Consider the following 21,868-nt stretch of genomic DNA (forward strand, 5'->3'; position numbering starts at 1 on the left):
CCGTCACGCAAGGGAAGTTACGGAGCGTGACACGTCGTCGGCGTCACGCCGGAGAGCCCATCCCGGAACTGGCTCCCAGGTATGACGGGTATGACGGGACGGAGCCCGGCGGCTACCACGCCAGCTGTGCGATCTCCTCCGCCACCACCGCGCACGCGTCCGCCGCGGGGTCGATCAGCGGGAAGTGGCCGACGTCCTCGAGCAGCGTGAGGCCCACGACCTCGCCCGCCCTCGCCGCCGCCTCCGCGTACGACTCGGCGACCGCCTGCGGGACCACGTCGTCCCTGCGGCCCTGGACGAGGGTCGTGGCGATGCCGGTGGGCAGCAGGAGAGCGGGGTCCGCGTACGGCCGGCGCTCGGCGAACGAGCCGGTCCCGCCGAGGAGTTGGGCCGCGGCTCCGCCGCACACCCCAAGCTTCTCGGCGATGTGGAAGTCCGCGATCGGGGCGAGTGCGACGACGCCGCGCAGCGGAGCCGGGCGGTCCGTGCGCCAGGGGGCGTCCCGCGGCAGCACATGGCGGGCCGCCGCCCACAGCGCGAGGTGGCCGCCCGCGGAGTGCCCGGTGATCACGGTGCGGCGCTGGTCGGCCTGCGGCAGCGCCTCGCGTACGAGCGCCGGAAGCGCGTCGAGCGCGGCCGCGACGTCGTCGAAGGTGTCCGGCCAGCGGCCCGCCACCGGCTCCGTACCGCCACCCCGGCCCTCGGTGCCGCTGGCCTGGGACGGGATGAGCGCGCCCCTGCGGTACTCCACGTTGGCCACGGCGAAGCCACGGCGGGCCAGGAAATCCGCGAACGGGGTGATGTGCCGGCGGTCGTACGGCGCCCGCCATGCGCCACCGTGCAGGACGACGACCAGGGGGGCGGCGCCCCCGGCGCCCGCCGCCTGGCCGGCCGGATCCGCCTGCCGGGGAGCATAGAAGTCGATCACCTGGTCGGGATGGTCGCCGTAGGCGGCTGTCCCGTCGGGCTCCACCGGCGGGTGCGAGAAGGCGGACGCCTCCTCCGCGGCGGACGCGTCGTCCGGCTCTGCGGGATCGCGGGGGGCGTCGTCCGGCATGCTCGAACCTCTCAGCGGCGAAACGGGATGCGTGCGCGGTGACCGGAAGATGATCGGCCGTTGGCGGGGACGGTATCAGGCGGGTGACATGCGTCGGCACCGGGTGGTGACGCTCGGTGAGGACGGGGGGATCGCCGTCCGGGGCCGCCGGATGGCCCCGGACGTGCCGCCGTGGTCACCCGGGGCTCAGGACACCACCTCCGCCAGCACCCGAGCCGCCCGCTCCGCGTCCGCGAAGCCCACATACAGCGGGGTGAACCCGAAGCGCAGGACGTCCGGCGGACGGAAGTCGCCGACCACACCGCTCTCGATCAGCCGCTTCATGACGTCGCCGGCCCCCTCGCATCGCAGTGCGACCTGGCTGCCACGCTCCGCGTGGGCCGCCGGAGTCAGCGACTCCACCCGGCCCTCGGGGACATACGCCGCCACACACTCCAGGAAGAAGTCCGTGAGCGCGAGGGACTTGGCGCGCACCGCGTCGATCGACACGCCGTCCCACACCTCCAGCGCCGCCTCCAGGGCCAGCATGGACAGGATGTCCGGGGTGCCGACGCGGCCGCGCGGCGCACCCTGTGCCGGTTCGTACTCGCTTCGCATGCCGAACGGCTCCGCATGCGAGTTCCAGCCCGGCAGCGGGGAGTCGAAGCGGTCCTGCACCTCCCGCCGCACATACAGGTACGCGGGTGCGCCCGGGCCGCCGTTCAGGTACTTGTAGGTGCAGCCGACCGCCAGGTCGACGCCGTGCGCGTCCAGGCCGACGGGCAGCGCGCCCGCGCTGTGGCACAGGTCCCACACCGCCACCGCGCCCACCGCGTGCACCGCCGCCGTCAGGCCGGGCAGGTCGTGCAGCCGTCCCGTGCGGTAGTCGACGTGGTTCAGCAGCACCGCCGCCGTACGGCCGGACAGGGCGCCCGGTACCTCGGCCGGGGCCACCGGGCGCAGGGTGCACCCGGTCATCCGCGCGGCCGATGCGGCGATATAGCCGTCCGTCGGGAACGTCGTCGCGTCGACCAGGATCTCGTCCCGGCCGTCCCCGTCCCGGGCGGCCATGCGCACGGCCGCCACCAGCGCCTTGAAGACGTTGACGCTGGTGGAGTCGCCCACCACGATCTGCCCGGGCGCCGCTCCGACCAGCGGGGCGATCCGGTCGCCGATCCGTTCCGGTGCGCTCCACCAGCCGCTCTCGTCCCAGGAGCGGATCCGCAGCGCCCCCCACTGTCTGCGGACCACGTCCTCCATCCGGCCCGGCACGGCCGCCGGCAGCGCGCCCAGCGAGTTCCCGTCCAGGTACACGGCCTCGTCGAGGACGAACCTCGTCCGCAGCGCGGCCAGGTCGTCGGCCGCGTCCAGCTCCCTCGCCTTCTCGGTCAGGTCAGACATGGGACCGCGCCGTCCACAGCTCGGGGAACACGCTCTTCTGCGCGCGCTTCTCCAGCCAGGCCACCCCGGCGGAGCCGCCCGTGCCGGGCTTGGCGCCCATCGCGCGCCGGGTGGCGACCAGATGGTCGTTGCGCCAGCGCCACACGAGCTCGGCCACATCGGTCAGCACCTCGCCCAGCCGGGCGAGTTCGTCCGCCGGGTCGCCGGAGTACAGGGCGGCCCATACCGCCTCCACCTCGTCCGAGGGCTCGTAGCGCAGGGAGACGTCACGGCGCAGCACCGCGTCCGGGACCGCATGCCCGCGCCGCGCGAGGAGCCGCAGCACCTCGTCGTACAGGCTCGGCTCGTGCAGCGCCTTCTCCAGTTCGGCGTGCGCGCGCGGCGCTCCCCGGTGCGGGACCAGCATGGACGCGGACTTCTCGCCGAGCAGGAACTCCAAGCGGCGGTACATCGCCGACTGGAAGCCGGAGCCCTCCCCGAGGGCCGAGCGGTAGGAGTTGAACTGCGCGGGCGTCAGGTGCGCGAGGGGCCGCCAGGACTCGTTCAGCGCGTGCAGCTCGCGAACGGACCTCTTCAGTGCGTCGATCGCCACCGGCACCCGGTCGCCGCGCAGGGCGCGCGCCGCGGTCTCCCACTCGTGGACGATCACCGTGAACCACAGTTCCATCACCTGGGTGGTGACCAGGAAGACCATCTCTCCGGGGTCGTCGGAGAGGGTGTGCTGGAGGTGGGTGAGCACGTCCGCCTTGACGTAGTCCTCGTACGGCGTCGTGCCTTGGAAGTCGAGATGCGGGGTCTCGGGCTCCTGAGTCTGGTGGGACTGATGAGCCTGGTGGGACATCGCTGTCTCCTGTGATGTGCTCTGGGTAGCGGTCCGCCCCTGCCGATGCCGGCACGGGGGCCCCGGTCCCCACCCCGCATCCTGCGCGAGCCACCCGGGCCTCGCAAGGGCCGCCTGGTCACAGGCGGGCCTCGACCACTCGTTCGCCACCGGACCGTGCCGCCGAACGACGGGACCCAGGGGTTTCGTCTGGATCGGTCCGGATCAGGCCGCGGCGTCCGGCGCGGTGCGTCGCAAGGCGGAGGGCGGCCCGTGTACCGGATGTACTCGGGTGGTCCGACAAGGCGGCGAGGTGCCGTGCCGGGCGTCGCGGACCCGGGCCGATCCAGACCGAACCCCTAGCCCAGGGTCTGGGCCGCGGTCGGCGAGGAGTCCTTCAGAAACTGCGTGCAGCGCTCGTATTCCTCCTGCTCGCCGATGGCGTGCGCGGCGCGGGCGAGGGCGTGCAGGGCGCGCAGGAAGCCGCGGTTCGGCTCGTGCTCCCAGGGGACGGGCCCGTGGCCCTTCCAGCCGTTGCGGCGCAGGGCGTCCAGGCCACGGTGGTAGCCCGTACGGGCGTAGGCGTACGACTCGACGACCGAGTCCCGCTCGAAGGCGTCGTCGGCCAGCTGGGCCCAGGCCAGCGAGGAGACCGGATGCCGGGCCGCGACCTCCGCGGGCGCCACGCCGTTCGCGAGGAGTTCGCGCGGCTCCGGGTCGTCGGGCAGATGGGTCGGGGGCGGGCCCCCGAGGAGGTTCTCGTGAAGGGTCATGGGTCCCAGTGTGAGGCATCGCCCCTGATCGACAACGGCCGTGCCCGGCACACCGTCACGGCGTCCGATCGGGGCCGGCAGTCCCGGTTCCGGTTTCGCGCCGCGGTTCCAGGGGCGGGGCCGTCAGGCTGCCGTGTGTGCGGCATTCGGGGTGCGGGCAGCCCGCCCTCGGCCGGCGCACGGTCGCGAAGGCGAGCACCGCCCCGGCCACCAGGACGCCCGCGCACAGCGGCATCGCACGGCGGAAGGCGGCGTCGAACGCGTCCGCCGAGCGGTACGCCTCCGGGCCCATCCCGGTCAGCAGCGGCAGCGCGGCCACGGCGACCAGTCCGGCCGCGCGGGCCGCCGCGTTGTTGATACCGCTGGCCAGGCCCGCCCGGGCGGTGTCCACCGAGGCGAGCACGGTCGCGGTCAGCGGGGCGACCAGGGCGACTATCCCCGCTCCCATCACCAGCACGGCGGGCAGGACGTCGGCCACGTACGAGGCGTTCTTGCCCACCCGCAGCATCAGCAGCATGCCCGCCGCACACAGCAACGGGCCGACGGTGAGCGGGATGCGCGGCCCGATGCGCTCGGCCAGGGCCCCGGACCGGGCCGACAACAGGAGCATGAGGACGGTGGTGGGCAGCAGCGCCGTGCCGGCCCGGAGCGGCGAGTAGCCCGCCACCACCTGGAGCTGGAGGGCGGTGAGGAAGAAGAAGCCGCCGAAGGCCGCGTACACGCAGAGGGTGACCAGGTTGACCGCCGTGAACTGGCGGGAGGCGAAGATGTCGAGCGGCATCATCGGGTCGGGGCGGTGCTTTTCGACGTAGACGAAGGCGATCCCCGCGCCCACGCCCGCGACCGCCGTGACGGGTACGGCCGGGGAGCCGGAGGTGGCCTCGATGAGGGCGTATGTCACCAGGGCGAGGGCCAGGGCCCCGAGCACGGCACCGAGGACGTCGAAGCGGCGGTGCCCCCCTCCGCCGGCGGACTCGGGGACGTGCCGCAGGGCGATGGGCGCGCAGAGCAGCGCCAGCGGGACGTTGAGGAGGAAGACCCAGCGCCAGCCCGGACCGTCCACCAGCCAGCCGCCGAGGAACGGGCCGACGGCGGCGCCGATGCCGCCGAAGCCGGACCACAGGCCGACCGCCCGGGCCCGGTCGTCCGGGTGGAACGACGCCTGGATGAGCGCGAGGGAGCCGGGGGTCAGCAGGGCGCCGCCGATGCCCTGCAGGGCGCGGGCGGCGATGAGGACGCCCGGGCTGGGTGCGAGGCCGCACAGCAGGGAGGCGGCCGCGAACCACACCACTCCGATCACGAAGACCTTGCGGCGGCCGAGGTGGTCGCCGAGGGCGCCGCCGAGGAGGATCAGTCCGGCCAGCGTGACCAGGTACGCGTTGACGGTCCACTGGAGGGCGGACAGGCTCGCGTCGAGGTCGCGGCCGATGCGGGGAAGGGCGACATTGACGACGGTGGAGTCCAGCAGCGCCATGCTGGAGCCGAGCACGGTCGTCACAAGGAGCCACTTACCCTGCGGGGAACCCACCCGGACGGCGGGGGTCTGCCGCGCGGTGACAGCCATGCACGGATCATCCCGCGTCGGCAGTCCTGGGGCCAGAGGGGCGACGGGCCCGGCACCGCGCCGGTGCCGGGCCCTCGGAAAGCGGCGGAGCGCCGGTTACTTGATCCTGTTGCCGCCCGACCGGAGGTGGCCGCAGGCCTCGATGACGCGCTTGGCCATCGACGCCTCGGCCAGCTTGCCCCAGGTGCGCGGGTCGTAGGTCTTCTTGGAGCCGACCTCGCCGTCGACCTTCAGGACGCCGTCGTAGTTCTTGAACATGTGGTCGGCGACCGGACGCGTGAAGGCGTACTGCGTGTCGGTGTCGATGTTCATCTTGACCACGCCGTTCTCCAGCGCCGTCAGGATCTCCTGCTCGCTGGAGCCGGACCCGCCGTGGAAGACGAAGTCGAACGGCTTGCTGCCGGCGGGGCGGCCGTACTTGGCGGCGACGCCCTCGTTCAGGTCCTTCAGCAGCTCGGGGCGCAGGACGACGTTGCCCGGCTTGTACACGCCGTGCACATTGCCGAAGGACGCGGCCAGCAGGTAGCGGCCCTTCTCGCCGAGGCCGAGCGCCTCGGCCGTGCGGATCGCGTCGTCGACCGTCGTGTAGAGGGAGTCGTTGATCTCGTGGGAGACGCCGTCCTCCTCACCGCCGGTGGGGGTGATCTCCACCTCGAGGACGATCTTCGCGGCGCGGGCGCGCTCGAGCAGCTCCTGCGCGATCTTCAGGTTGTCGGCGAGGGTCTCCGCCGAACCGTCCCACATATGCGACTGGAACAGCGGGTTCCGGCCCGCCTTGACCCGCTCCTCGGAGAGCGCCAGCAGCGGGCGTACATACCCGTCGAGCTTGTCCTTGGGGCAGTGGTCGGTGTGCAGCGCGATGTTGACCGGGTACTTCTCGGCGACGATGTGAGCGAACTCGGCCAGGGCCACGGCGCCGGTGACCATGTCCTTCTGGTACTGACCGCCCAGGAACTCGGCGCCGCCCGTCGAGATCTGGACGATGCCGTCGCTCTCCGCCTCCGCGAAACCACGCAGGGCCGCGTGCAGGGTCTGGGAGGACGTCACGTTGATGGCCGGGTAGGCGAACTTGCCTTCCTTCGCCCGGTCGAGCATCTCGTTGTAGACCTCGGGGGTTGCGATGGGCATCTGTCCGCTCCTTGTATGTGCGGGTGCGTTCTACGTGCTTACGGCCCTGACCTAGGGAGTGACGTCATCGTCGGCCCCATCTTCCCAGACGGGACGGGATGCTTCGCTCACCCCGTCCAGCCTGTGGATAACCCCGTGTCTCAGTCCAGACCCAGGTCGTCCTTCGAGTACGCGAACAGGTAGGGCACGCCTGCCTTTTCGGCGATCGCCTCGGCGGCGCCGGTCGCCCGGTCCACGATCGTGGCGACCGCGACGACCTCGGCACCGGCCTCCCGCAGCGCCTCGACGGCGGTCAGCACCGAACCACCCGTGGTCGAGGTGTCCTCCACGGCCAGGACGCGGCGGCCCGCGACCTCGGCGCCCTCGATACGCCGCTGGAGGCCGTGGGCCTTGCCGGCCTTGCGGACGACGAACGCGTCGAGCGTCCGTCCGCGCGAGGCGGAGGCGTGCAGCATGGCGGTGGCCACCGGGTCGGCGCCCAGGGTCAGGCCGCCGACCGCCTCGTAGTCCAGGTCGGCGGTCAGATCGAGCATGACCTGACCCACCAGCGGGGCGGCGACGCCGTCGAGGGTGATGCGGCGGAGGTCGATGTAGTAGTCGGCCTCCTTGCCCGACGACAGGGTCACCTTGCCGTGCACCACGGCCTTGTCCTTGATCTGCTGCAGCAGCTCACCGCGAACGTCACTCATGCCAGCCAGCTTAAGGGCGGCGCCAGGCCCAGGTCGTCGTGGCCTCCAGCGGGTCGATGGGCGTGACCAGGCGCGGAAGGGTGTTCAGGCCGTTCGGCGGGCCGGTCTGCGGCTCCACGCACACCGCCTCCGGCTGCTCGTCGTACACCACGGCCCACTCCTCGCGGCTGGTGACCCGCAGTTCCAGCTGCCCCGGCCAGATGAGGGTGACGTCGACGCCGCCGGGCATGCCGAAGCAGTCGTCCCAGGGGCCGGGCTTGGGGTCGATGCGGTGGCCGGTGGGCAGGTGGTCCTCGCCGCGCTCCTCCTGCCAGGCGGGGGTGAAGTCGAGGCGTGCGTCCTCGCCGCCGATGTTGCGGTTGAACCACGGGTGCCAGCCGACCTGGGCCGGGAACGAGGAGTCGTACGTCTCCACCGACATGGTGAGCGTGAGGGAGTCGGCGGTGAGCGAGGCGATCTGGGTGACCCGGCCGGCGTAGGGCCAGGGAGCGGCCAGGTCGTAGGTGAGGACGGCCTCGGCCGGCTCGGCGCGGGCCACCCGCCAGACGCCGTCCCGCGCGGTGCCGTGGATGGCGTGCGGCGGGGCGTTCAGGGGCATCCGGTGGACCGTGCCGCCGTCGCGGAACATGCCGTCCCGGATGCGTCCGCACCAGGGGACCATCGGGAAACACCCGTACCGCTCGCCCTGCCGCAGCAGCTCCGCACCGCCGACGCGCAGGCTCCGCACCCGCCCGCCGTTCGCCGGCGCCAGCACGACCTCCGCGTCTCCCGCGGCCAACGTGATCTCGTCGTTACTCACGAGGCCGACCCTACTTCCCCGATCAAGAGGGCGTTGCCCACGGACGCCGCCGGGCCGTGGTCAGCGGCGGCGGCGCAGAAGGCGGCCCGCCACGATGGCCGAGGCCACGAGCAGGGCTGCCGCCGGGGCGGCCCAGCGGAGGGTGGCGGTGGTCGTCACGGTCTCCGGGGCCGGAACGGGCGCATAGCGGCCGCGCGGGGGCGCGTGGTCGACTTCCTCGGCGCTGCGGCCGATCATCGTGCGCCGCGCGTGTGCCGCCTCGGCCGGAGGCTCGTCGTCGCCCGCGAAGCCCTCCTCGTCGTCCTCGAAAGGGTCGAGGGACGACGGGGGGATCTCGGCGTCGAAAAGCGAGGGAACCGTGGGCTCCGCCACCGCTTCTGGGGTGGGCCCGTCGGCCGTCTCCTCGGCCGTCTCCTCGAACACCTCGGTGCCGGGCCCCGCGGAGGCCGCCTCGGCCAGGGTCTCCGCGGCACTCTCCGCCCCGGCGCCGCCGGTCGGCTCGGCCGCCCCCAGGTTCTCCGCACACCTGCCGAGCAGCCGCGCCCCCGCCGACGCCACCGCGTCCGAGGGGAGTTCGGTGATCCGCCCGTCCCCCGTGGCCGTTCCCGTGAACGCGACCGTGGTGCCGCCCTCGGCCGGGCGCAGGCGCACGGACAGGGACAGCTTCACCGCGCCGGTGCCGCGGGCCTCCGCGGCCTCGCCCTCCACCAGATACGAGCCGTCGTCCCGCCCGGCGATCCGCAGGGTGCCGCGGTAGGTGATCGTGTGGCCGCCGATCCGCACCTTCAGACGGCCGGCGACGGGCTCTGTACCGGCGTCCTGCTGCAGGCCGGGGATCGCACGGGCCACCCGTGCGGGGTCGGCCAGCGCCCGGCCGAGCCGATCGGCGGGAACCGGAACGAACACCTCATGCTCCATGTCTGCCGAGCCTACCCAGCATGGCCCGAACCGCACCCGTACCTCCCGGGATTCACACGGCCGGGCAGAGGGGCGACTCAGCGCGTGTACCTCGGGTGCACAAGCGTCGACGGCGGCAGACCGGGCATCCGGGTGCGCGCCGCCGCGCGCGCGTCCGCCCGCAGGGACGCCCGGGTCATTGCCGGCAGGTACGGCACGCCCGGGTCCAGGGTCAGGGCCGGGCGGGTACGACCGGCGAGCACGAAACCCCAGTCGCGCGGGCCCAGGGACAGGCCCGCGGGGCGAGGGGACGGGCCGCCCACGGTGTCCGCGGAGCCGGCGGTGACCCGGTACGGGACGGTGCGCAGGCCGGCGGCCCGGATCGTCGCCTCGACCGTCCAGAAGACACGCGGACGGGAGGTCACCGGGCCCCCGTGCACCACCAGGCGGCCGGCCGGCGCCAGAACGCGGCGGGCCAGGCCGTAGAACTCCTGTGAGTACAGCTTCGTGCTCGCCGTGATGCCCGGGTCCGGGAGGTCCGAGATCAGCACGTCGTAGGTCCCCCGGAGGTGCCTGAGCCGGCAGAGCACGTCCCCCGTCCACACCCGGACGCGCGGGTCCGCGAAGGCGTGGCCGTTCAGCGCGGACAGGGCGCGGTCGCGGCGGGCCAGCAGGACCAACGCCGGGTCCGGTTCGACCACGTCGACCCGGCGCACCCCCGGCCGGCGCAGCACCTCGCGCGCCGCGAGTCCGTCCCCGCCGCCGAGGACGAGCACGCGCCCGTGCGGTCCGTCGCTCATCGCGGGGTGCACGAGCGCCTCGTGGAAGAGGCGCTCGTCGCTGCCGCCGACCCGCAGCCGGCCGTCGACGAAGAGATCCAGGGGGTGGCCGCGGGTGCCGCCGGTGAGCACCTCCTCCTGGACGCCGCTGCGCAGTGCGATCCGGACATGGTCCCCGTAGACCGCCTGGCGTGCGGCCCGCTCGAAGTCGTCCACCAGGGCGGCCGCCGTGCCGAGCAGCACCAGCACGACCAGGTTGGCGGCCAGCAGCAGCCGGCGGCCGCGGCGGCTCAGGTCCCGCCGGAACAGGCCGAGGACCAGGGCGCCGCCCGCGACCGCGTTGACCGCGCCGGTGAGCAGGGCGCCCGTGACCTGGCCGAGCTGCGGCAGCAGGAGGAAGGGGAAGGCGAGGCCGCCGACCAGAGCGCCCACGTAGTCGGCGGCGAAGAGGTCCGCGACCGCGCCGCCCGCGTCCTGGCGTCGGATGCGCTGGATCAGCTCCATCAGCAGGGGCACCTCGGCGCCGATGAGCAGGCCGATCGCGAGCGAGAAGCCGACCAGCAGACAGCGCGGGCCGCCGGACCAGAGGCCGCCCCAGTCACCGGTCCAGGCGAAGACCGCGTACAGGGCCATGGCGCTCGAGCCGCCGACCAGCGCGAGCGCCGCCTCCACCGCGCCGAAACCGGCGGCGGCTCGGCAGCGGAGACGTTTGGCGGCGAGCGAGCCGACGCCCATGGCGAAGACCATCACCGCGAGCACGACGGAGGTCTGGGTGACCGAGTCGCCGATCAAATAGGAGGCCAGGGCGACGAGTTCGAGCTCGTACACGAGTCCGCAGGCCGCGCAGACGAACACCCCGACGAGGACGAGGAACCGTCCGGTGCCGGGGCGTACGGGCAGCCGCGCGTGGCTCTGGCCGCCCTCACGCCAGGGGTGCGGCGCGCCGGGTGGTGCGGGCGCGTGCGGTTCGATCACGGTGGGAACGCTACGTCAGGCGCGCGGCGGGCTTTGTCACCCACACGTGTGGAACTGCCATGCCCCCACCCGCCGGTGGCGCTGAGCCGGGACCGGTCGCCGTCGGACCTCGCCGCCGGCGTCTTCACCCCGACCCGGGTCCGGGTCGCCACCAACTGGCCGTCCTGCGGGTAGGCGTGCCAGGTACGCCAGTGGATCTGGCCCTCGTGGCGCCGGGCCAGCATCGCCGTGAACGCGTGCGGGCTGCCGGGGAAGACGCCGGCCAGGCCGTGGGGATGGTCGGAGACCAGGGCCAGCAACTCCTGGGCGCGGCCCGCGAAGGAGCCGGGGGACAGGACCTCGACCCGGGCCGCGAACTCGTACTCCCAGTCGCCCATCCGTTTGGCGACGGCCAGCGGCAGCGGGGTGCTGGAGCCCGCGATGCACGCCACCGTCTCCGAGCAGACGCCCCGCTCCTCCTCGAGAAGCACCTGGTGAGACGCGCCCAGGAGTCTCAACTGCAGTGCAGTGCCGGACAGTTCGAGGTCGAGGGTGGCAAGTGCGGGCAGCGGCTCACGGCCCAGGGTCCAGGCGAGGTCGGCCGCACGCGTGTCGGTGTAGGAGGTGTTCAGGGTCGTGAGCATGGATCGGCTCCGCAAGCACGCAAAGTGAGGTGGGGACCGGCGCACCCCGGTCGTGGCGCCGACGGACGAGGCCGGCCTGGCCAGTCGGGTGGTACGTCCGGTTGGCCCGGTGGGGAAGGACGCCTGCAGGACAGGTGTCCGAAGGGCGTCCGCGGGCTGCTTCGATGGCTGAAAGGGAATCATGAACTGTGGCGTCGCCACAGCGTTTTTACCCAAGACCACCCGGTTTCCATCCCCCCGAGGGCTCCACAGCGCAACTGTTCAACTACGGCGTGCGCCAGGGGCATTGGCACGGCCGCGATATGCGCCTCTGCGGCTCTCGGCCGGGCGCGCGGCCGCACACGGCATCGACGGCACACATCCGGGCGCTCCCCCGATCGGGTGAGCCTCCCGACTCACATCGTCACGGCCACTGCGCGCGTGCCCGCCGGGAGAAGATCCCGGCGGGCACGCGCCCCGGATGTGTGGCCCCCCGGTGGAGCCCGGCCACCCTCGGTCGGCCGCCCCCTGGCAGCCGCCCCCCCGTCAGCCGTCCTCCCCGGCCACTCGCCCCCGTCAGCCGCCCTTCCCGGCCACTGGCCCCCACCGCCGGCCGTCCCCCCGTCACTCGCCCCTCAGCCGCCCCCTTGTCAGCTGCCCCCGCCGCAACCGCCCCCGCCGCACGACGACCCGCAGGACGAGTGGCCGCCGCAGGAGTGGCCCCCGCCGCAGGAGTGGTGTCCCCCGGAGTGGTGGCCGCCGGACGAGGAGTCGCCCGCGGACCCCCCGGCCCACCAGCTCGCGCCGCTGTCGCTGCTGCCGCTCCGGGAAAGCCCCCGCGTCCGCGCTCCTCGGGCCGCCGGCCGGGGCGCCGCCTTACGGCCGCGCCTGCGGGCGGACACCACCAGGCACACCGCGAGACCGATGCAGATGATCGCCAGACCGATACCGAGGATCATGGCCTCGTCCCCCTTTCGAAATCCCCCGGGCGGCCCCCGTGGGCCCCTCCGTGTTCCCGGGTGCACGGGGGATGCCCTCGCGCTGCGCCGGCCAAAGCAGAGTTGAGGAACTCCAGAGCTTCGGCGCAGGATGGCGGCCATGACCTCCAGCGCGCGCCCCTTCCTCAACCGTCGGCTCGCCGAGTTCGGGACGACGATCTTCGCCGAGATGTCCGCCCTCGCCCTGAGCACCGGATCCATCAACCTCGGCCAGGGCTTCCCCGACACCGACGGGCCGGAACAGGTCCGCGAGGCCGCCGTGCGGGCGCTGCGCGACGGACGCGGCAATCAGTACCCGCCGGGTCCCGGCGTCCCCGAGCTGCGCACCGCCATCGCCGAGCACCAGCGGCGACGGTACGGCCTCGGATGCAACCCCGACACCGAGGTGCTGGTCACCGCGGGCGCGACCGAGGCGATCGCCGCGGCCCTGCTGGCGCTGCTGGAGCCCGGCGACGAGGTGATCGCGCTCGAGCCGTACTACGACTCGTACGCCGCCTGTATCGCCATGGCGGGCGGCGTGCGCGTGCCGGTCACGCTGCGGCCGCACCACGACGGGGGTGCGAGCTTCCGCCTCGACCTGGACGAGCTGCGCGACGCGGTCACCGAGCGCACCCGGCTGCTGCTGATCAACACCCCCCACAACCCGACCGGCACCGTGCTCACCCGTGAGGAGCTGGCCGCGATCGCCGAGCTGGCCGTAGAGCGGGATCTGCTCGTCGTCACGGACGAGGTGTACGAGCACCTGGTGTTCGACGACGCCGAGCACGTGCCGCTCGCGACCTTCCCGGGCATGCGCGAGCGGACCGTCACCATCTCGTCGGCGGGGAAGACGTTCTCCTTCACGGGGTGGAAGGTCGGCTGGGTGACGGCGGCACCCGGACTCGTCACGGCGGTGCGCTCGGCCAAGCAGTTCCTGACGTATGTGTCGTCCGGGCCGTTCCAGTACGCCGTCGCCGAGGCGCTCGCGCTTCCGGACACGTACTTCGAGGCGCTGCGCGCGGAACTGCGCGCCAAGCGCGACCTGCTGGCGACCGGGCTCGCGGAGGCGGGGTTCGCGGTGTTCCGGCCCGCGGGCACGTACTTCGTCACCACCGACATCCGTCCCCTCGGCGAGAGCGACGGCCTGGCCTTCTGCCGGGCCCTGCCCGAACGCGCGGGAGTCGTCGCCATCCCGAACACGGTCTTCTACGACCACCGCGAGTCCGGCGCCCCCTTCGTACGCTTCGCCTTCTGCAAACGCACCGAGGTCCTGGAGGAGGCCGTCCGGCGGCTGAAGTCCCTGGCAGGCTGACCGGGCTCGCACCGGACGGGCCTCACCCGGGCCCCTGCGCGGGCGGGCGTCCCGCGACCGGCGTCCGGGGCGCCGTACGCGGGAATTTTCGTGCCCGCATTGCCGCGCAAGGTTCGCAAATCGGGCGTGATCGACGCATGGTTCCGGTGTGACCGACGCCAGGACCATCCCGGCCGCCACCACTCGAGGCCCGCGGAACAGCGACCGTGCCCGTCCGGCCGGGGCCGGGTGGCGGCTGCCGGCGACGGCCACGACGGCCCTCGGGCTGTTCTTCACCGCCCGGCTGTGCGGCGGCCTCGTGCTCGCCCTCGTCGCCCGATCCGCGGGCAAGCAACCGCTGCTCCTGCTGGGCCGCTCCTGGGACTCCGTCTGGTACTTGGGGATCGCGGCGCACGGCTACGGACTCACCCAGCGCAACCGCACCGGCATCCACAGCGACCTGGCGTTCTTCCCCCTCTACCCGGGGCTGGTCCGCACGGTCACCACCCTCACCCCGCTCGACGGCGTCAGGGCGGGCCTTCTGGTGTCGTGGACGGCCGCCGTGGCCGCCGCCTACGGGATCTATCTGCTCGGCGTGTGGCTGCACGGCCCCGCCGTGGCCACCGTCCTGGTCGTGCTGTGGGGCCTGCTGCCGCACTCCGTCGTGCTGTCGATGGCCTACACCGAGCCGGTGCTGACGGCGTGCGCCGCCTGGTCGCTGTACGCGGTCCTGAGCGGGCGCTGGGTGTGGGCGGGGGTGCTGGCGGCGCTCGCGGGCCTGTCCCGTCCCAACGGTGTCGCGGTCGCGGCGGCGGTGCTCTCGGCGGCGGCGCAGGAGGTGTGGCGGGCGCGCGGGCGCGGGGTTTCCCCCAGGCTGTGGACGGGCGCGGTGCTCGCGCCCCTCGGGTGGAGCGGCTATGTGCTGTGGGTCGGCAGCTGCAGGGGCGATCCGCTCGGCGGCTACTTCACCGTGCAGCGGCTGTGGGGCTCACGCTTCGACTTCGGGCGCGGGTCGGTGCGCTTCACGGAGCACATGCTGCTGCACGGCACCCGGCTGCTGTTCCCGATGGCCCTGGTGATCGTCATGGTGAGCGGTGTGCTCTTCGCGCTGCTGATCGCGGACCGCGCCCCGCTCCCGCTCGTCGTCTACAGCGGCGTACTGCTGGTGATCGCCCTCGGCGGCTCCGGCTTCTTCGAGTCCAAGCCGCGCTTTCTGCTGCCGGCGTTCCCGCTGCTGATCGTGGTGGCACGGGCGCTGGTACGGACGGCGCGAGCCCGGCCGTGGCACGCCGCCGTCGTGGCGAGCGCCCTGGCCGGGCTCTCGTTCGTCTATGGGGCGTATGTGGTGGTGCTGGCCCGGTCGCCCCTCTAGCCGGGTCTACTCTTCGTCGTCCTCGGGCTTCTCCGCGTCGTCGACTTCCTCCGTGAGACCGAGCTGCTCGACGAGCCACCGGTCGAACTCGATGGCGGCCCGCACCCAGCTGACGGTCGACGAGACGAAGTGCTCCAGGCTCACACCGGTGCCGATCAGCATCTGCGCCTCACCGATGAGGCGGACGGTGCCGTCGTCGTGCGTGTGCGTGTAGACCTTGGGCCACAGGGTGCGCCGGTTCCAGTCGTCGATGGACTCCAGCAGCTGCGGCTTCTCGCCGATCTGGTGGGGACGGTCGTAGAACGTCCGCACGGAGAAGACCGCCTGGTCGGCCTCGCCGCGGAACATGAAGTACGTACGGAACTGCTCCCACGGCGCGACGAGGTCTCCCTCTTCGTCGACGAGGTGCTTGAGCTCCATCTGGTCCAGGAGCTGCTTCACGAGGTCCTGATCCGGAACCACGGGGCCGGCCGGCGGCTGCGGCTCGGGCTGGCCCCCGAAGTTCGGAATCGAGGACGGGTCGATGCTCACCGTGTTCTTCCCTTCGTACGGATTCCGCCATCCTCCCTCATCCGGGGAGGGGGGTGGCAACCCCCGGCGGATCGTGTCAGCCGTCGGCTGACACGATCCGGTCACCCGGGTGGACGGCGCGTCCGCACCCGGGCGGGGCACACCCTCGAGTACCCGCGCGACGACGCCTGGAGCACCGGGGAGCGGTCCGGACGAGCGGGCCCCCTCTCCCGGTCACCCGGAGGGAGGGGGCCGACGGACGGGTGCCGCGTGCGCGGCGCCCTCTACAGCGTCTTGCCGGTCGCCGGACCGACCAGCAGGCCCTCGCCGAAGCGGTCCACGCGGACCGTGTCGCCGTCCTTGACCTCGCCGGCCAGGATCTCCCGGGCGAGGCGGTCGCCGATGGCGGTCTGGACGAGACGGCGCAGCGGGCGCGCGCCGTAGGCCGGGTCCATGCCCTCGTCGGCGAGCCACTCCAGGGCCTCGGGGGTCACCTCCAGGGTGAGCCGGCGCTCCGCCAGGCGCCGCGACAGCCGGTCGATCTGGAGCCGGGCGATCCGGCTCAGCTCGTCCTTCGTCAGCGACGAGAAGACCACCAGGTCGTCGAGCCGGTTCAGGAACTCCGGCTTGAAGGAGGCCCGGACCACCTCCAGGACCTGCTCCCTCTTCTCCTCCTCGCTGGTGGTCGGGTCGACCAGGAACTGGCTGCCCAGGTTCGAGGTCATCACGAGGATCACGTTGCGGAAGTCGACGGTGCGCCCCTGACCGTCCGTCAGGCGGCCGTCGTCCAGCACCTGCAGGAGGATGTCGAAGACCTCCGGGTGGGCCTTCTCCACCTCGTCGAGCAGGATGACGCTGTACGGGCGACGGCGCACCGCCTCCGTGAGCTGGCCGCCCTCCTCGTAACCGACGTAGCCGGGCGGGGCGCCGACCAGCCGGGCGACGCTGTGCTTCTCGCCGTACTCCGACATGTCGATGCGGACCATCGCCCGCTCGTCGTCGAAGAGGAAGTCGGCGAGCGCCTTGGCCAGTTCGGTCTTGCCGACGCCCGTCGGGCCGAGGAAGAGGAACGAGCCGGTCGGGCGGTCGGGGTCGGCGATGCCGGCCCGGCTGCGGCGTACGGCGTCGGAGACGGCCCGTACGGCCTCGGTCTGGCCGATGAGCCGCCGGCCCAGCTCCTCCTCCATGCGCAGCAGCTTCTGCGTCTCGCCCTCCAGGAGGCGTCCGGCGGGGATGCCGGTCCAGGAGGCGACGACGTCCGCGATGTCGTCGGGACCGACCTCCTCCTTGACCATGGTGTCCCTGGCGGCCTCCTCCTCGGCCTGCGAGGCGGCCTCCAGTTCCTTCTCCAGGCCCGGGATCTCGCCGTACAGCAGCTTGGAGGCGGTGTCGAAGTCGCCGTCGCGCTGAGCCCGTTCGGCCTGGCCGCGCAGGTCGTCGAGCTTCTCCTTCAGCTCGCCGACGCGGTTGAGGGACTGCTTCTCCTTCTCCCAGCGGGCGGTCAGGCCGCGCAGCTCCTCCTCCTTGTCGGCGAGGTCGCGGCGCAGCTTCTCCAGCCGCTCCTTGGACGCCTGGTCGGTCTCCTTGCCGATCGCCAGCTCCTCCATGCGCAGCCGGTCCACGGCACGCTGGAGCTCGTCGATCTCGACGGGGGACGAGTCGATCTCCATGCGCAGCCGGGAGGCGGACTCGTCGACCAGGTCGATGGCCTTGTCGGGCAGGAAGCGGGAGGTGATGTACCGGTCGGAGAGGGTGGCCGCGGCCACCAGCGCGCTGTCCGCGATCTGCACCTTGTGGTGGGCCTCGTAGCGGCCCTTGAGGCCGCGCAGGATGGCGATGGTGTCCTCGACGGTCGGCTCGGCCACCAGTACCTGCTGGAAGCGGCGCTCCAGGGCCGCATCCTTCTCGATCCGCTCCCGGTACTCGTCGAGGGTCGTCGCGCCGACCATGCGCAGCTCGCCGCGGGCCAGCATCGGCTTGAGCATGTTGCCCGCGTCCATGGCGGAGTCGCCTCCGGCGCCCGCGCCCACGACGGTGTGCAGCTCGTCGATGAACGTGATGATCTGGCCCTCGGAGTCCTTGATCTCGGCGAGGACGGTCTTCAGCCGCTCCTCGAACTCGCCGCGGTACTTGGCGCCCGCGACCATGGCGCCGAGGTCCAGCGCGACCAGCCGCTTGTCCTTGAGGGACTCGGGCACGTCGCCCTTCACGATCCGCTGGGCGAGCCCCTCGACGACGGCGGTCTTGCCGACGCCGGGCTCACCGATGAGCACCGGGTTGTTCTTCGTACGGCGGGAGAGCACCTGCACCACGCGGCGGATCTCCTGGTCCCGGCCGATGACCGGGTCGAGCTTGCCGTCGCGCGCGGCGGCGGTGAAGTCGGTGCCGAACTTCTCCAGGGCCTTGTACTGGCCCTCCGGGTCCGGGGTCGTCACCCGGCGTCCTCCCCTCGTCCTCTGGAACGCCTCCAGGAGCTTCTTGGCGTCCGCGCCCTCGCGGGACAGGACCTCTCCCGCGGCGCCGCCCTTGCCGGCGATGCCGATGAGCAGATGCTCGGTGGAGAGGTACTCGTCGCCGAGGTCCTTGGCGCGCTTGCCCGCGTCGGCGATCACGGCGAGCAACTCGCGGTTGGGCTGGGGCGGCGCGACGGTCGACCCGGTGACGCTGGGCAGACCGGCGAGCACGCGCTCGGCGCCGGACCGCACGGAGGCCTGGTCGGCGTCCACGGCGGCCAGCAGGTCGATGATGTTCTCGTTGTCCTGCCCCTCGAGCAGCGCGAGGAGCAGGTGGGCGGGGGTCAGGTCCGGGTGGCCCTCCGACACGGCCCGGCTGGTGGCCGCGTTGATCGCGTCCCGGCTCCTGTTGGTCAGCTCGGCGTCCACGTTCCCGATCTCCTCCTTGCGTCGGCCGCGCTCAGCTGTCGTCTTCCTTCACTCTGACGAGAGCAACGTACACAAAGTTGAGTCTATTCCACTCAAGGAGTGGAGCGGGAGAGGCAAGCGGCGTGTACCCGAGTGCCCGAAAGGCCGAGCGGACACACCGACGGCCCTGCCGCGGGCATCCGCGGCAGGGCCGTCACCGGCTGTGACCGTCGTGACTGCATGGGTCACGGGGAGATGGGAGGAAGGACTGCTTCAAGCCACCATACTCACGGGACGTACCCGGAGTTCCCGCACAAAACTGCAGCGGCGTCACCGTGTTCAGGTCACGGTGACGCCGCTGCGGGGGGAAGCACCTGAGCGATTTGTTACGACGGGGGAATCGCGTCAGGCACTGCGGGGGGTGGCTGAGATGGTCCTGATTTCCGGGGTGTCCGGTTCGACCAGGCGGTGGTCGCGCTGGTCGAGGTTCACAAAGATCATTCCGTACCTTATGGCGCACCGGACCGGCTGCGGCGCCCCCCGAGGCCGCCGCAGAAGCCGGTAGGCCCGCACGTCCTCGTCCTCGTCCCGGGTGACGACGACGGGCTCCCCGAACACGGTCACCATCAACGAGTCACCGCTGTGGGGGATGGCGGTGACCAAGTCGATGAAGTGCCAGCCGGAGCGGTAGGCCGTGGCCATCTCGCGACGGAAGGTGCGGTCGTCCGGAGGAGTGGTCACATCAGCTCCACACGCTGTCATCTGTGCCGACGGGTGTGTCACTGCCGGCCACGGAAGAAGCGGGCACCAACGACCAGACACTGTCCGCTCGCACGTCCTCCTTCGTGCCGGAGAGGCCACTCAGCGTTCCGAAGGCCACAACGGCGGAGAAGGTGGCGACAAGCACCGAGCGAAGCATTCTCTTACCCATAGTCGGCTTCGTCCTCACTTGAAGGTCCCCTCTTCCCCCGTCGACTAAGACGATGGCTCATTCGGGCACGTCATGGCCACACAATCGGTGCATCATGTTCCTGCATGTTCAGGACCCTGGGGGGTGGAGGTTTGACAACCAATCGGGCTAAAGCGACACATCCCCATGCCTTGACCGAACTGTGCGAGGAGGGTGGCCGCCTGTATGCGAACGCCCTGCGCACAGGGCGTATCGCCCGCGCCGACGCGGAAGAGGCTCCTTGTCTGATGGAGTTCGCCCTCCTCCATCCCGATCCGGACGACGCGAACTGGCTGCGTCCCGTGCCCCCTTCGGTCGCCCTGGCCCAGCGGCTCCACCCGCTCGAGCGGGAGATCTCCGAGCGCAGGCGGCTGTCGACCAGTCTGGCCGAAATCTTCGAGCCGTTCATGGCCCTCAGCGCCCAGGCGACCGCGCCCACGCACTCGATCACGGTGCTGGAGGGACTCGACCGAATCAACGCGGCACTCGACCTGGCCACGGCCCAGTGCCAGAACGAGATGCTCACGGTCCAGCCGAGCGGCCACCGCCCCGAGCGCCGGCTCATCGAGGGACTGGAGCGTGACAGGCCGCTGATCGAACGCGGGGTGCGCATCCGGACCCTGTACCAGCACACGGCCCGGTACAGCCCGGAACGGCTGGCCTACGTGGACCAGTTCGCCGACGGCAAGGCCGAGTACCGCACCATCGACGAGCTCGTCGAGCGGCTCATCATCTGCGACGAGGCCGTCGCGTTCATCCCCATCAGCGACGACCGCCAGGTCGCCCTGGAGCTGCGTCACCCGGGCCTGGTCCGCTACCTGGTCAAGGTCTTCGAGTTCATGTGGGGCCGGGCGGTGCCGCTGAGAGCGGGCACCCCCTACGAGACCGACCCGGACGGCATCACGGACATCCAGCACTCCATCGCCAAACTGCTCGTGGAGGGCCATGTCGACGAGGCCATCGCCCGCCGCCTCGGCATGAACGTGCGCACCTGCCGCGCCCACATAGCCAAGCTGGCCACGGCCCTCGGCAGCGGCAGCCGCGCCCAACTCGGCTACCTCATCGCCCAGTCGGGGATCCTGAGCCAGAACCAAGGCCTTCCGGGGGAGGGCCGGCCGCAGTGACGAAGGCGCCCGGGCGAGGGCGCGCTCGTCGCGCGGAGCGGAGCCGTGCCGCCCGGCACGGCGGCCGGCCCCCTCACAGACCGGCCGGGGGTTCCTGCGCACAGGGAGCGGTGGCGGGCAGCAGTTCGGGCGCGTGCGGGGGGCCGTCCAGGCCCGCCTGGGCGATGCGCACGCCCAGCTGTGTACGGCTCGCCGCGCCCAGGGTCTCGGAGAGCCGGGCGATGTGCGCCCGGCAGGTGCGCACGCTGATGCCGAGACGTTCGGCGACCACGGCGTCCTGGTGGCCCTCCGCCAGCAGCGCCGCGATCGAGCGTTCCCGGTGGGTGATGCCGTCGATACCGGTCTCCGGCAGCGGGGACGTCAGCGGGATCGCCAGGCGCCACAGGCGCTCGAAGACGGTCACCAGATAGTCGATCAGGGCCGGATGGCGCAGCTCCAGCGCGATGGTGCGGTCGGTGTTCGCCGGGATGAAGGCGACCGTGCGGTCGAAGAGGATCAGACGCTCGGGCACCTCGTCCAGGGTGCGTGCCTCGGCCGCCTCGCCCATCAGCTCCATGTAGGTGTGCAGCCCCTGGCCGTGCCGGGCGACATGCGTGTACAGATCGCGCATGCGAACGCCCCTGCGGCGCATCTCCATCGCCCGGTGCAGGCCCTCGGAGAGCTCGTCCTCACGGCGGATGCCACCCGGCTGCACCGTCAGCACCTCGCGCGTGCACTGTTCCGTCGCCTCGTCCATGGCGGCACGGATCCGCGGCAGCCCGTCCAGGACACGGATCGCCACGCCCTCCGCGGGGCCCTGCTCACGGCCGCCGAGCCCGGCGTACCACTCGACCGCGGCCACCGCCGCCCCCACCCGCGTCTGGCTCGTGCTGACCTCCTCGTGCACCCCGCGCAGCAACCGGGTCATGACCTCCTGCGGGGAGGTCGGCACCAGCCAGTCCATGTCGTCGGGGTCCGGGTGCAGCAGCGCGAGTTCCAGCAGACAGGGCACCGCCGCGGCGTCGGCTCGGGGCACCCGGCCCCGGCGCACGGCCCGGGAGTACACGCGGTTCCCTGCCTCGCAGAGCCGGTCAGCGCCGTGCGGATGCGCGTCCGTCCCGTGCCCGGCCATCTTCCACCCCTGGCTCCCACTCCCGGCTCCAGCGTCCTGCATCGCCTTCGCAGCGCAACTATGCGCGGACCCGCCCGCCTCCGCAACACGGCTCCGCCGCCCCAACGCCCGTACTTGCCCGGGAAGGTCCTGGATTCTCCCACCCTCCGGAAGTTCCGATTGCACCCAGGTGACGGGGGCGCGGGCCGCGTCGGACGGAGTGGCCGGGTC

The 21,868-nt window shown here is 72.4% G+C and carries 18 protein-coding genes; 3 read left to right on the forward strand and 15 right to left on the reverse strand.

Features of this window, described 5'->3' with window-relative positions; all coding sequences use genetic code 11:
* Positions 1-112: 112 nt before the first annotated feature.
* From LZ604_RS03010 to LZ604_RS03060, 11 genes are all read right to left on the reverse strand, one after another.
* On the reverse strand, positions 113-1,057 hold the full coding sequence (locus LZ604_RS03010) for an alpha/beta hydrolase family protein (RefSeq protein ID WP_234512302.1): 945 nt from the start codon (positions 1,055-1,057) through the stop codon (positions 113-115).
* 186 nt (positions 1,058-1,243) lie between these two features.
* Positions 1,244-2,437 carry a kynureninase gene (gene kynU / locus LZ604_RS03015; RefSeq protein ID WP_234512304.1) on the reverse strand — a complete coding sequence of 398 codons (1,194 nt, stop codon included), beginning with the start codon at positions 2,435-2,437 and terminating at the stop codon, positions 1,244-1,246.
* Entirely contained in the window at positions 2,430-3,278 is an 849-nt protein-coding gene (locus LZ604_RS03020) for a tryptophan 2,3-dioxygenase family protein (protein ID WP_234512306.1), read from the reverse strand. Before LZ604_RS03020 ends, kynU begins: the two co-directional genes overlap by 8 nt.
* A gap of 338 nt (positions 3,279-3,616) precedes the next feature.
* A complete protein-coding gene (locus LZ604_RS03025; protein WP_234512308.1) occupies positions 3,617-4,030 on the reverse strand; it encodes a DUF3151 domain-containing protein in 414 nt (137 codons plus the stop codon).
* 55 nt (positions 4,031-4,085) lie between these two features.
* Positions 4,086-5,594 (reverse strand): MFS transporter, encoded by a 1,509-nt coding sequence (locus LZ604_RS03030; RefSeq protein ID WP_234512310.1) that lies wholly within the window; start codon positions 5,592-5,594, stop codon positions 4,086-4,088.
* Between the two features lie 96 nt (positions 5,595-5,690).
* Complete coding sequence (gene fbaA / locus LZ604_RS03035; protein WP_234512312.1) at positions 5,691-6,722, reverse strand: class II fructose-bisphosphate aldolase; 1,032 nt, start codon at positions 6,720-6,722, stop codon at positions 5,691-5,693.
* A 140-nt stretch (positions 6,723-6,862) separates the two neighbouring features.
* Positions 6,863-7,411: an orotate phosphoribosyltransferase gene (gene pyrE, locus LZ604_RS03040; protein ID WP_234512315.1), complete on the reverse strand. Its 549-nt coding sequence runs from the start codon at positions 7,409-7,411 to the stop codon at positions 6,863-6,865.
* A gap of 10 nt (positions 7,412-7,421) precedes the next feature.
* Positions 7,422-8,210 carry an aldose epimerase family protein gene (locus LZ604_RS03045; RefSeq protein ID WP_234512317.1) on the reverse strand — a complete coding sequence of 263 codons (789 nt, stop codon included), beginning with the start codon at positions 8,208-8,210 and terminating at the stop codon, positions 7,422-7,424.
* 60 nt (positions 8,211-8,270) lie between these two features.
* On the reverse strand, positions 8,271-9,128 hold the full coding sequence (locus tag LZ604_RS03050) for an SRPBCC family protein (RefSeq protein WP_234512319.1): 858 nt from the start codon (positions 9,126-9,128) through the stop codon (positions 8,271-8,273).
* Between the two features lie 77 nt (positions 9,129-9,205).
* On the reverse strand, positions 9,206-10,861 hold the full coding sequence (locus LZ604_RS03055; RefSeq protein ID WP_234512322.1) for a polyamine aminopropyltransferase: 1,656 nt from the start codon (positions 10,859-10,861) through the stop codon (positions 9,206-9,208).
* Entirely contained in the window at positions 10,858-11,484 is a 627-nt protein-coding gene (locus tag LZ604_RS03060; RefSeq protein ID WP_234512324.1) for a DUF2617 family protein, read from the reverse strand. Before LZ604_RS03060 ends, LZ604_RS03055 begins: the two co-directional genes overlap by 4 nt.
* Positions 11,485-12,552: 1,068 nt before the next feature.
* On the opposite strand from LZ604_RS03060, the gene LZ604_RS03065 reads away from it, so the two are divergent.
* Positions 12,553-13,752, forward strand: a complete 1,200-nt coding sequence (locus LZ604_RS03065) for a pyridoxal phosphate-dependent aminotransferase (protein WP_234512326.1) — start codon at positions 12,553-12,555, stop codon at positions 13,750-13,752.
* 148 nt (positions 13,753-13,900) lie between these two features.
* A complete protein-coding gene (locus LZ604_RS03070; protein WP_372482079.1) occupies positions 13,901-15,103 on the forward strand; it encodes a mannosyltransferase family protein in 1,203 nt (400 codons plus the stop codon).
* A 6-nt stretch (positions 15,104-15,109) separates the two neighbouring features.
* Here the strand turns inward: LZ604_RS03070 and LZ604_RS03075 are convergent, their stop codons facing one another.
* The 3 genes from LZ604_RS03075 to LZ604_RS03085 form a co-directional block, all read right to left on the reverse strand.
* Entirely contained in the window at positions 15,110-15,634 is a 525-nt protein-coding gene (locus LZ604_RS03075) for a YbjN domain-containing protein (protein ID WP_234512328.1), read from the reverse strand.
* A gap of 263 nt (positions 15,635-15,897) precedes the next feature.
* Positions 15,898-18,495 (reverse strand): ATP-dependent chaperone ClpB, encoded by a 2,598-nt coding sequence (gene clpB, locus LZ604_RS03080; RefSeq protein WP_234512330.1) that lies wholly within the window; start codon positions 18,493-18,495, stop codon positions 15,898-15,900.
* 384 nt (positions 18,496-18,879) lie between these two features.
* Positions 18,880-19,176, reverse strand: a complete 297-nt coding sequence (locus LZ604_RS03085) for a Rieske (2Fe-2S) protein (protein ID WP_234512629.1) — start codon at positions 19,174-19,176, stop codon at positions 18,880-18,882.
* A gap of 333 nt (positions 19,177-19,509) precedes the next feature.
* On the opposite strand from LZ604_RS03085, the gene LZ604_RS03090 reads away from it, so the two are divergent.
* Positions 19,510-20,547 (forward strand): helix-turn-helix transcriptional regulator, encoded by a 1,038-nt coding sequence (locus LZ604_RS03090; protein ID WP_372482080.1) that lies wholly within the window; start codon positions 19,510-19,512, stop codon positions 20,545-20,547.
* Between the two features lie 73 nt (positions 20,548-20,620).
* Here the strand turns inward: LZ604_RS03090 and LZ604_RS03095 are convergent, their stop codons facing one another.
* Positions 20,621-21,658 (reverse strand): helix-turn-helix transcriptional regulator, encoded by a 1,038-nt coding sequence (locus tag LZ604_RS03095; RefSeq protein WP_234512336.1) that lies wholly within the window; start codon positions 21,656-21,658, stop codon positions 20,621-20,623.
* Between the last annotated feature and the right edge of the window lie 210 nt (positions 21,659-21,868).

Origin of the sequence: Streptomyces glomeratus, assembly GCF_021462825.1 — a bacterium.
Classification (GTDB): Bacteria; Actinomycetota; Actinomycetes; order Streptomycetales; family Streptomycetaceae; genus Streptomyces; species Streptomyces glomeratus.

Excerpts from the sequence above, each read along its gene's own strand:
- LZ604_RS03010 (WP_234512302.1), bottom strand. The coding sequence starts at position 1,057 with ATGCCGGACGACGCCCCCCGCGATCCCGCAGAGCCGGACGACGCGTCC.
- kynU (WP_234512304.1), bottom strand. The coding sequence starts at position 2,437 with ATGTCTGACCTGACCGAGAAGGCGAGGGAGCTGGACGCGGCCGACGAC.
- LZ604_RS03020 (WP_234512306.1), bottom strand. The coding sequence starts at position 3,278 with ATGTCCCACCAGGCTCATCAGTCCCACCAGACTCAGGAGCCCGAGACC.
- LZ604_RS03025 (WP_234512308.1), bottom strand. The coding sequence starts at position 4,030 with ATGACCCTTCACGAGAACCTCCTCGGGGGCCCGCCCCCGACCCATCTG.
- LZ604_RS03030 (WP_234512310.1), bottom strand. The coding sequence starts at position 5,594 with ATGGCTGTCACCGCGCGGCAGACCCCCGCCGTCCGGGTGGGTTCCCCG.
- fbaA (WP_234512312.1), bottom strand. The coding sequence starts at position 6,722 with ATGCCCATCGCAACCCCCGAGGTCTACAACGAGATGCTCGACCGGGCG.
- pyrE (WP_234512315.1), bottom strand. The coding sequence starts at position 7,411 with ATGAGTGACGTTCGCGGTGAGCTGCTGCAGCAGATCAAGGACAAGGCC.
- LZ604_RS03050 (WP_234512319.1), bottom strand. The coding sequence starts at position 9,128 with ATGGAGCATGAGGTGTTCGTTCCGGTTCCCGCCGATCGGCTCGGCCGG.
- LZ604_RS03060 (WP_234512324.1), bottom strand. The coding sequence starts at position 11,484 with ATGCTCACGACCCTGAACACCTCCTACACCGACACGCGTGCGGCCGAC.
- LZ604_RS03065 (WP_234512326.1), top strand. The coding sequence starts at position 12,553 with ATGGCGGCCATGACCTCCAGCGCGCGCCCCTTCCTCAACCGTCGGCTC.
- LZ604_RS03085 (WP_234512629.1), bottom strand. The coding sequence starts at position 19,176 with ATGGCCACGGCCTACCGCTCCGGCTGGCACTTCATCGACTTGGTCACC.
- LZ604_RS03090 (WP_372482080.1), top strand. The coding sequence starts at position 19,510 with ATGTTCAGGACCCTGGGGGGTGGAGGTTTGACAACCAATCGGGCTAAA.
- LZ604_RS03095 (WP_234512336.1), bottom strand. The coding sequence starts at position 21,658 with ATGGCCGGGCACGGGACGGACGCGCATCCGCACGGCGCTGACCGGCTC.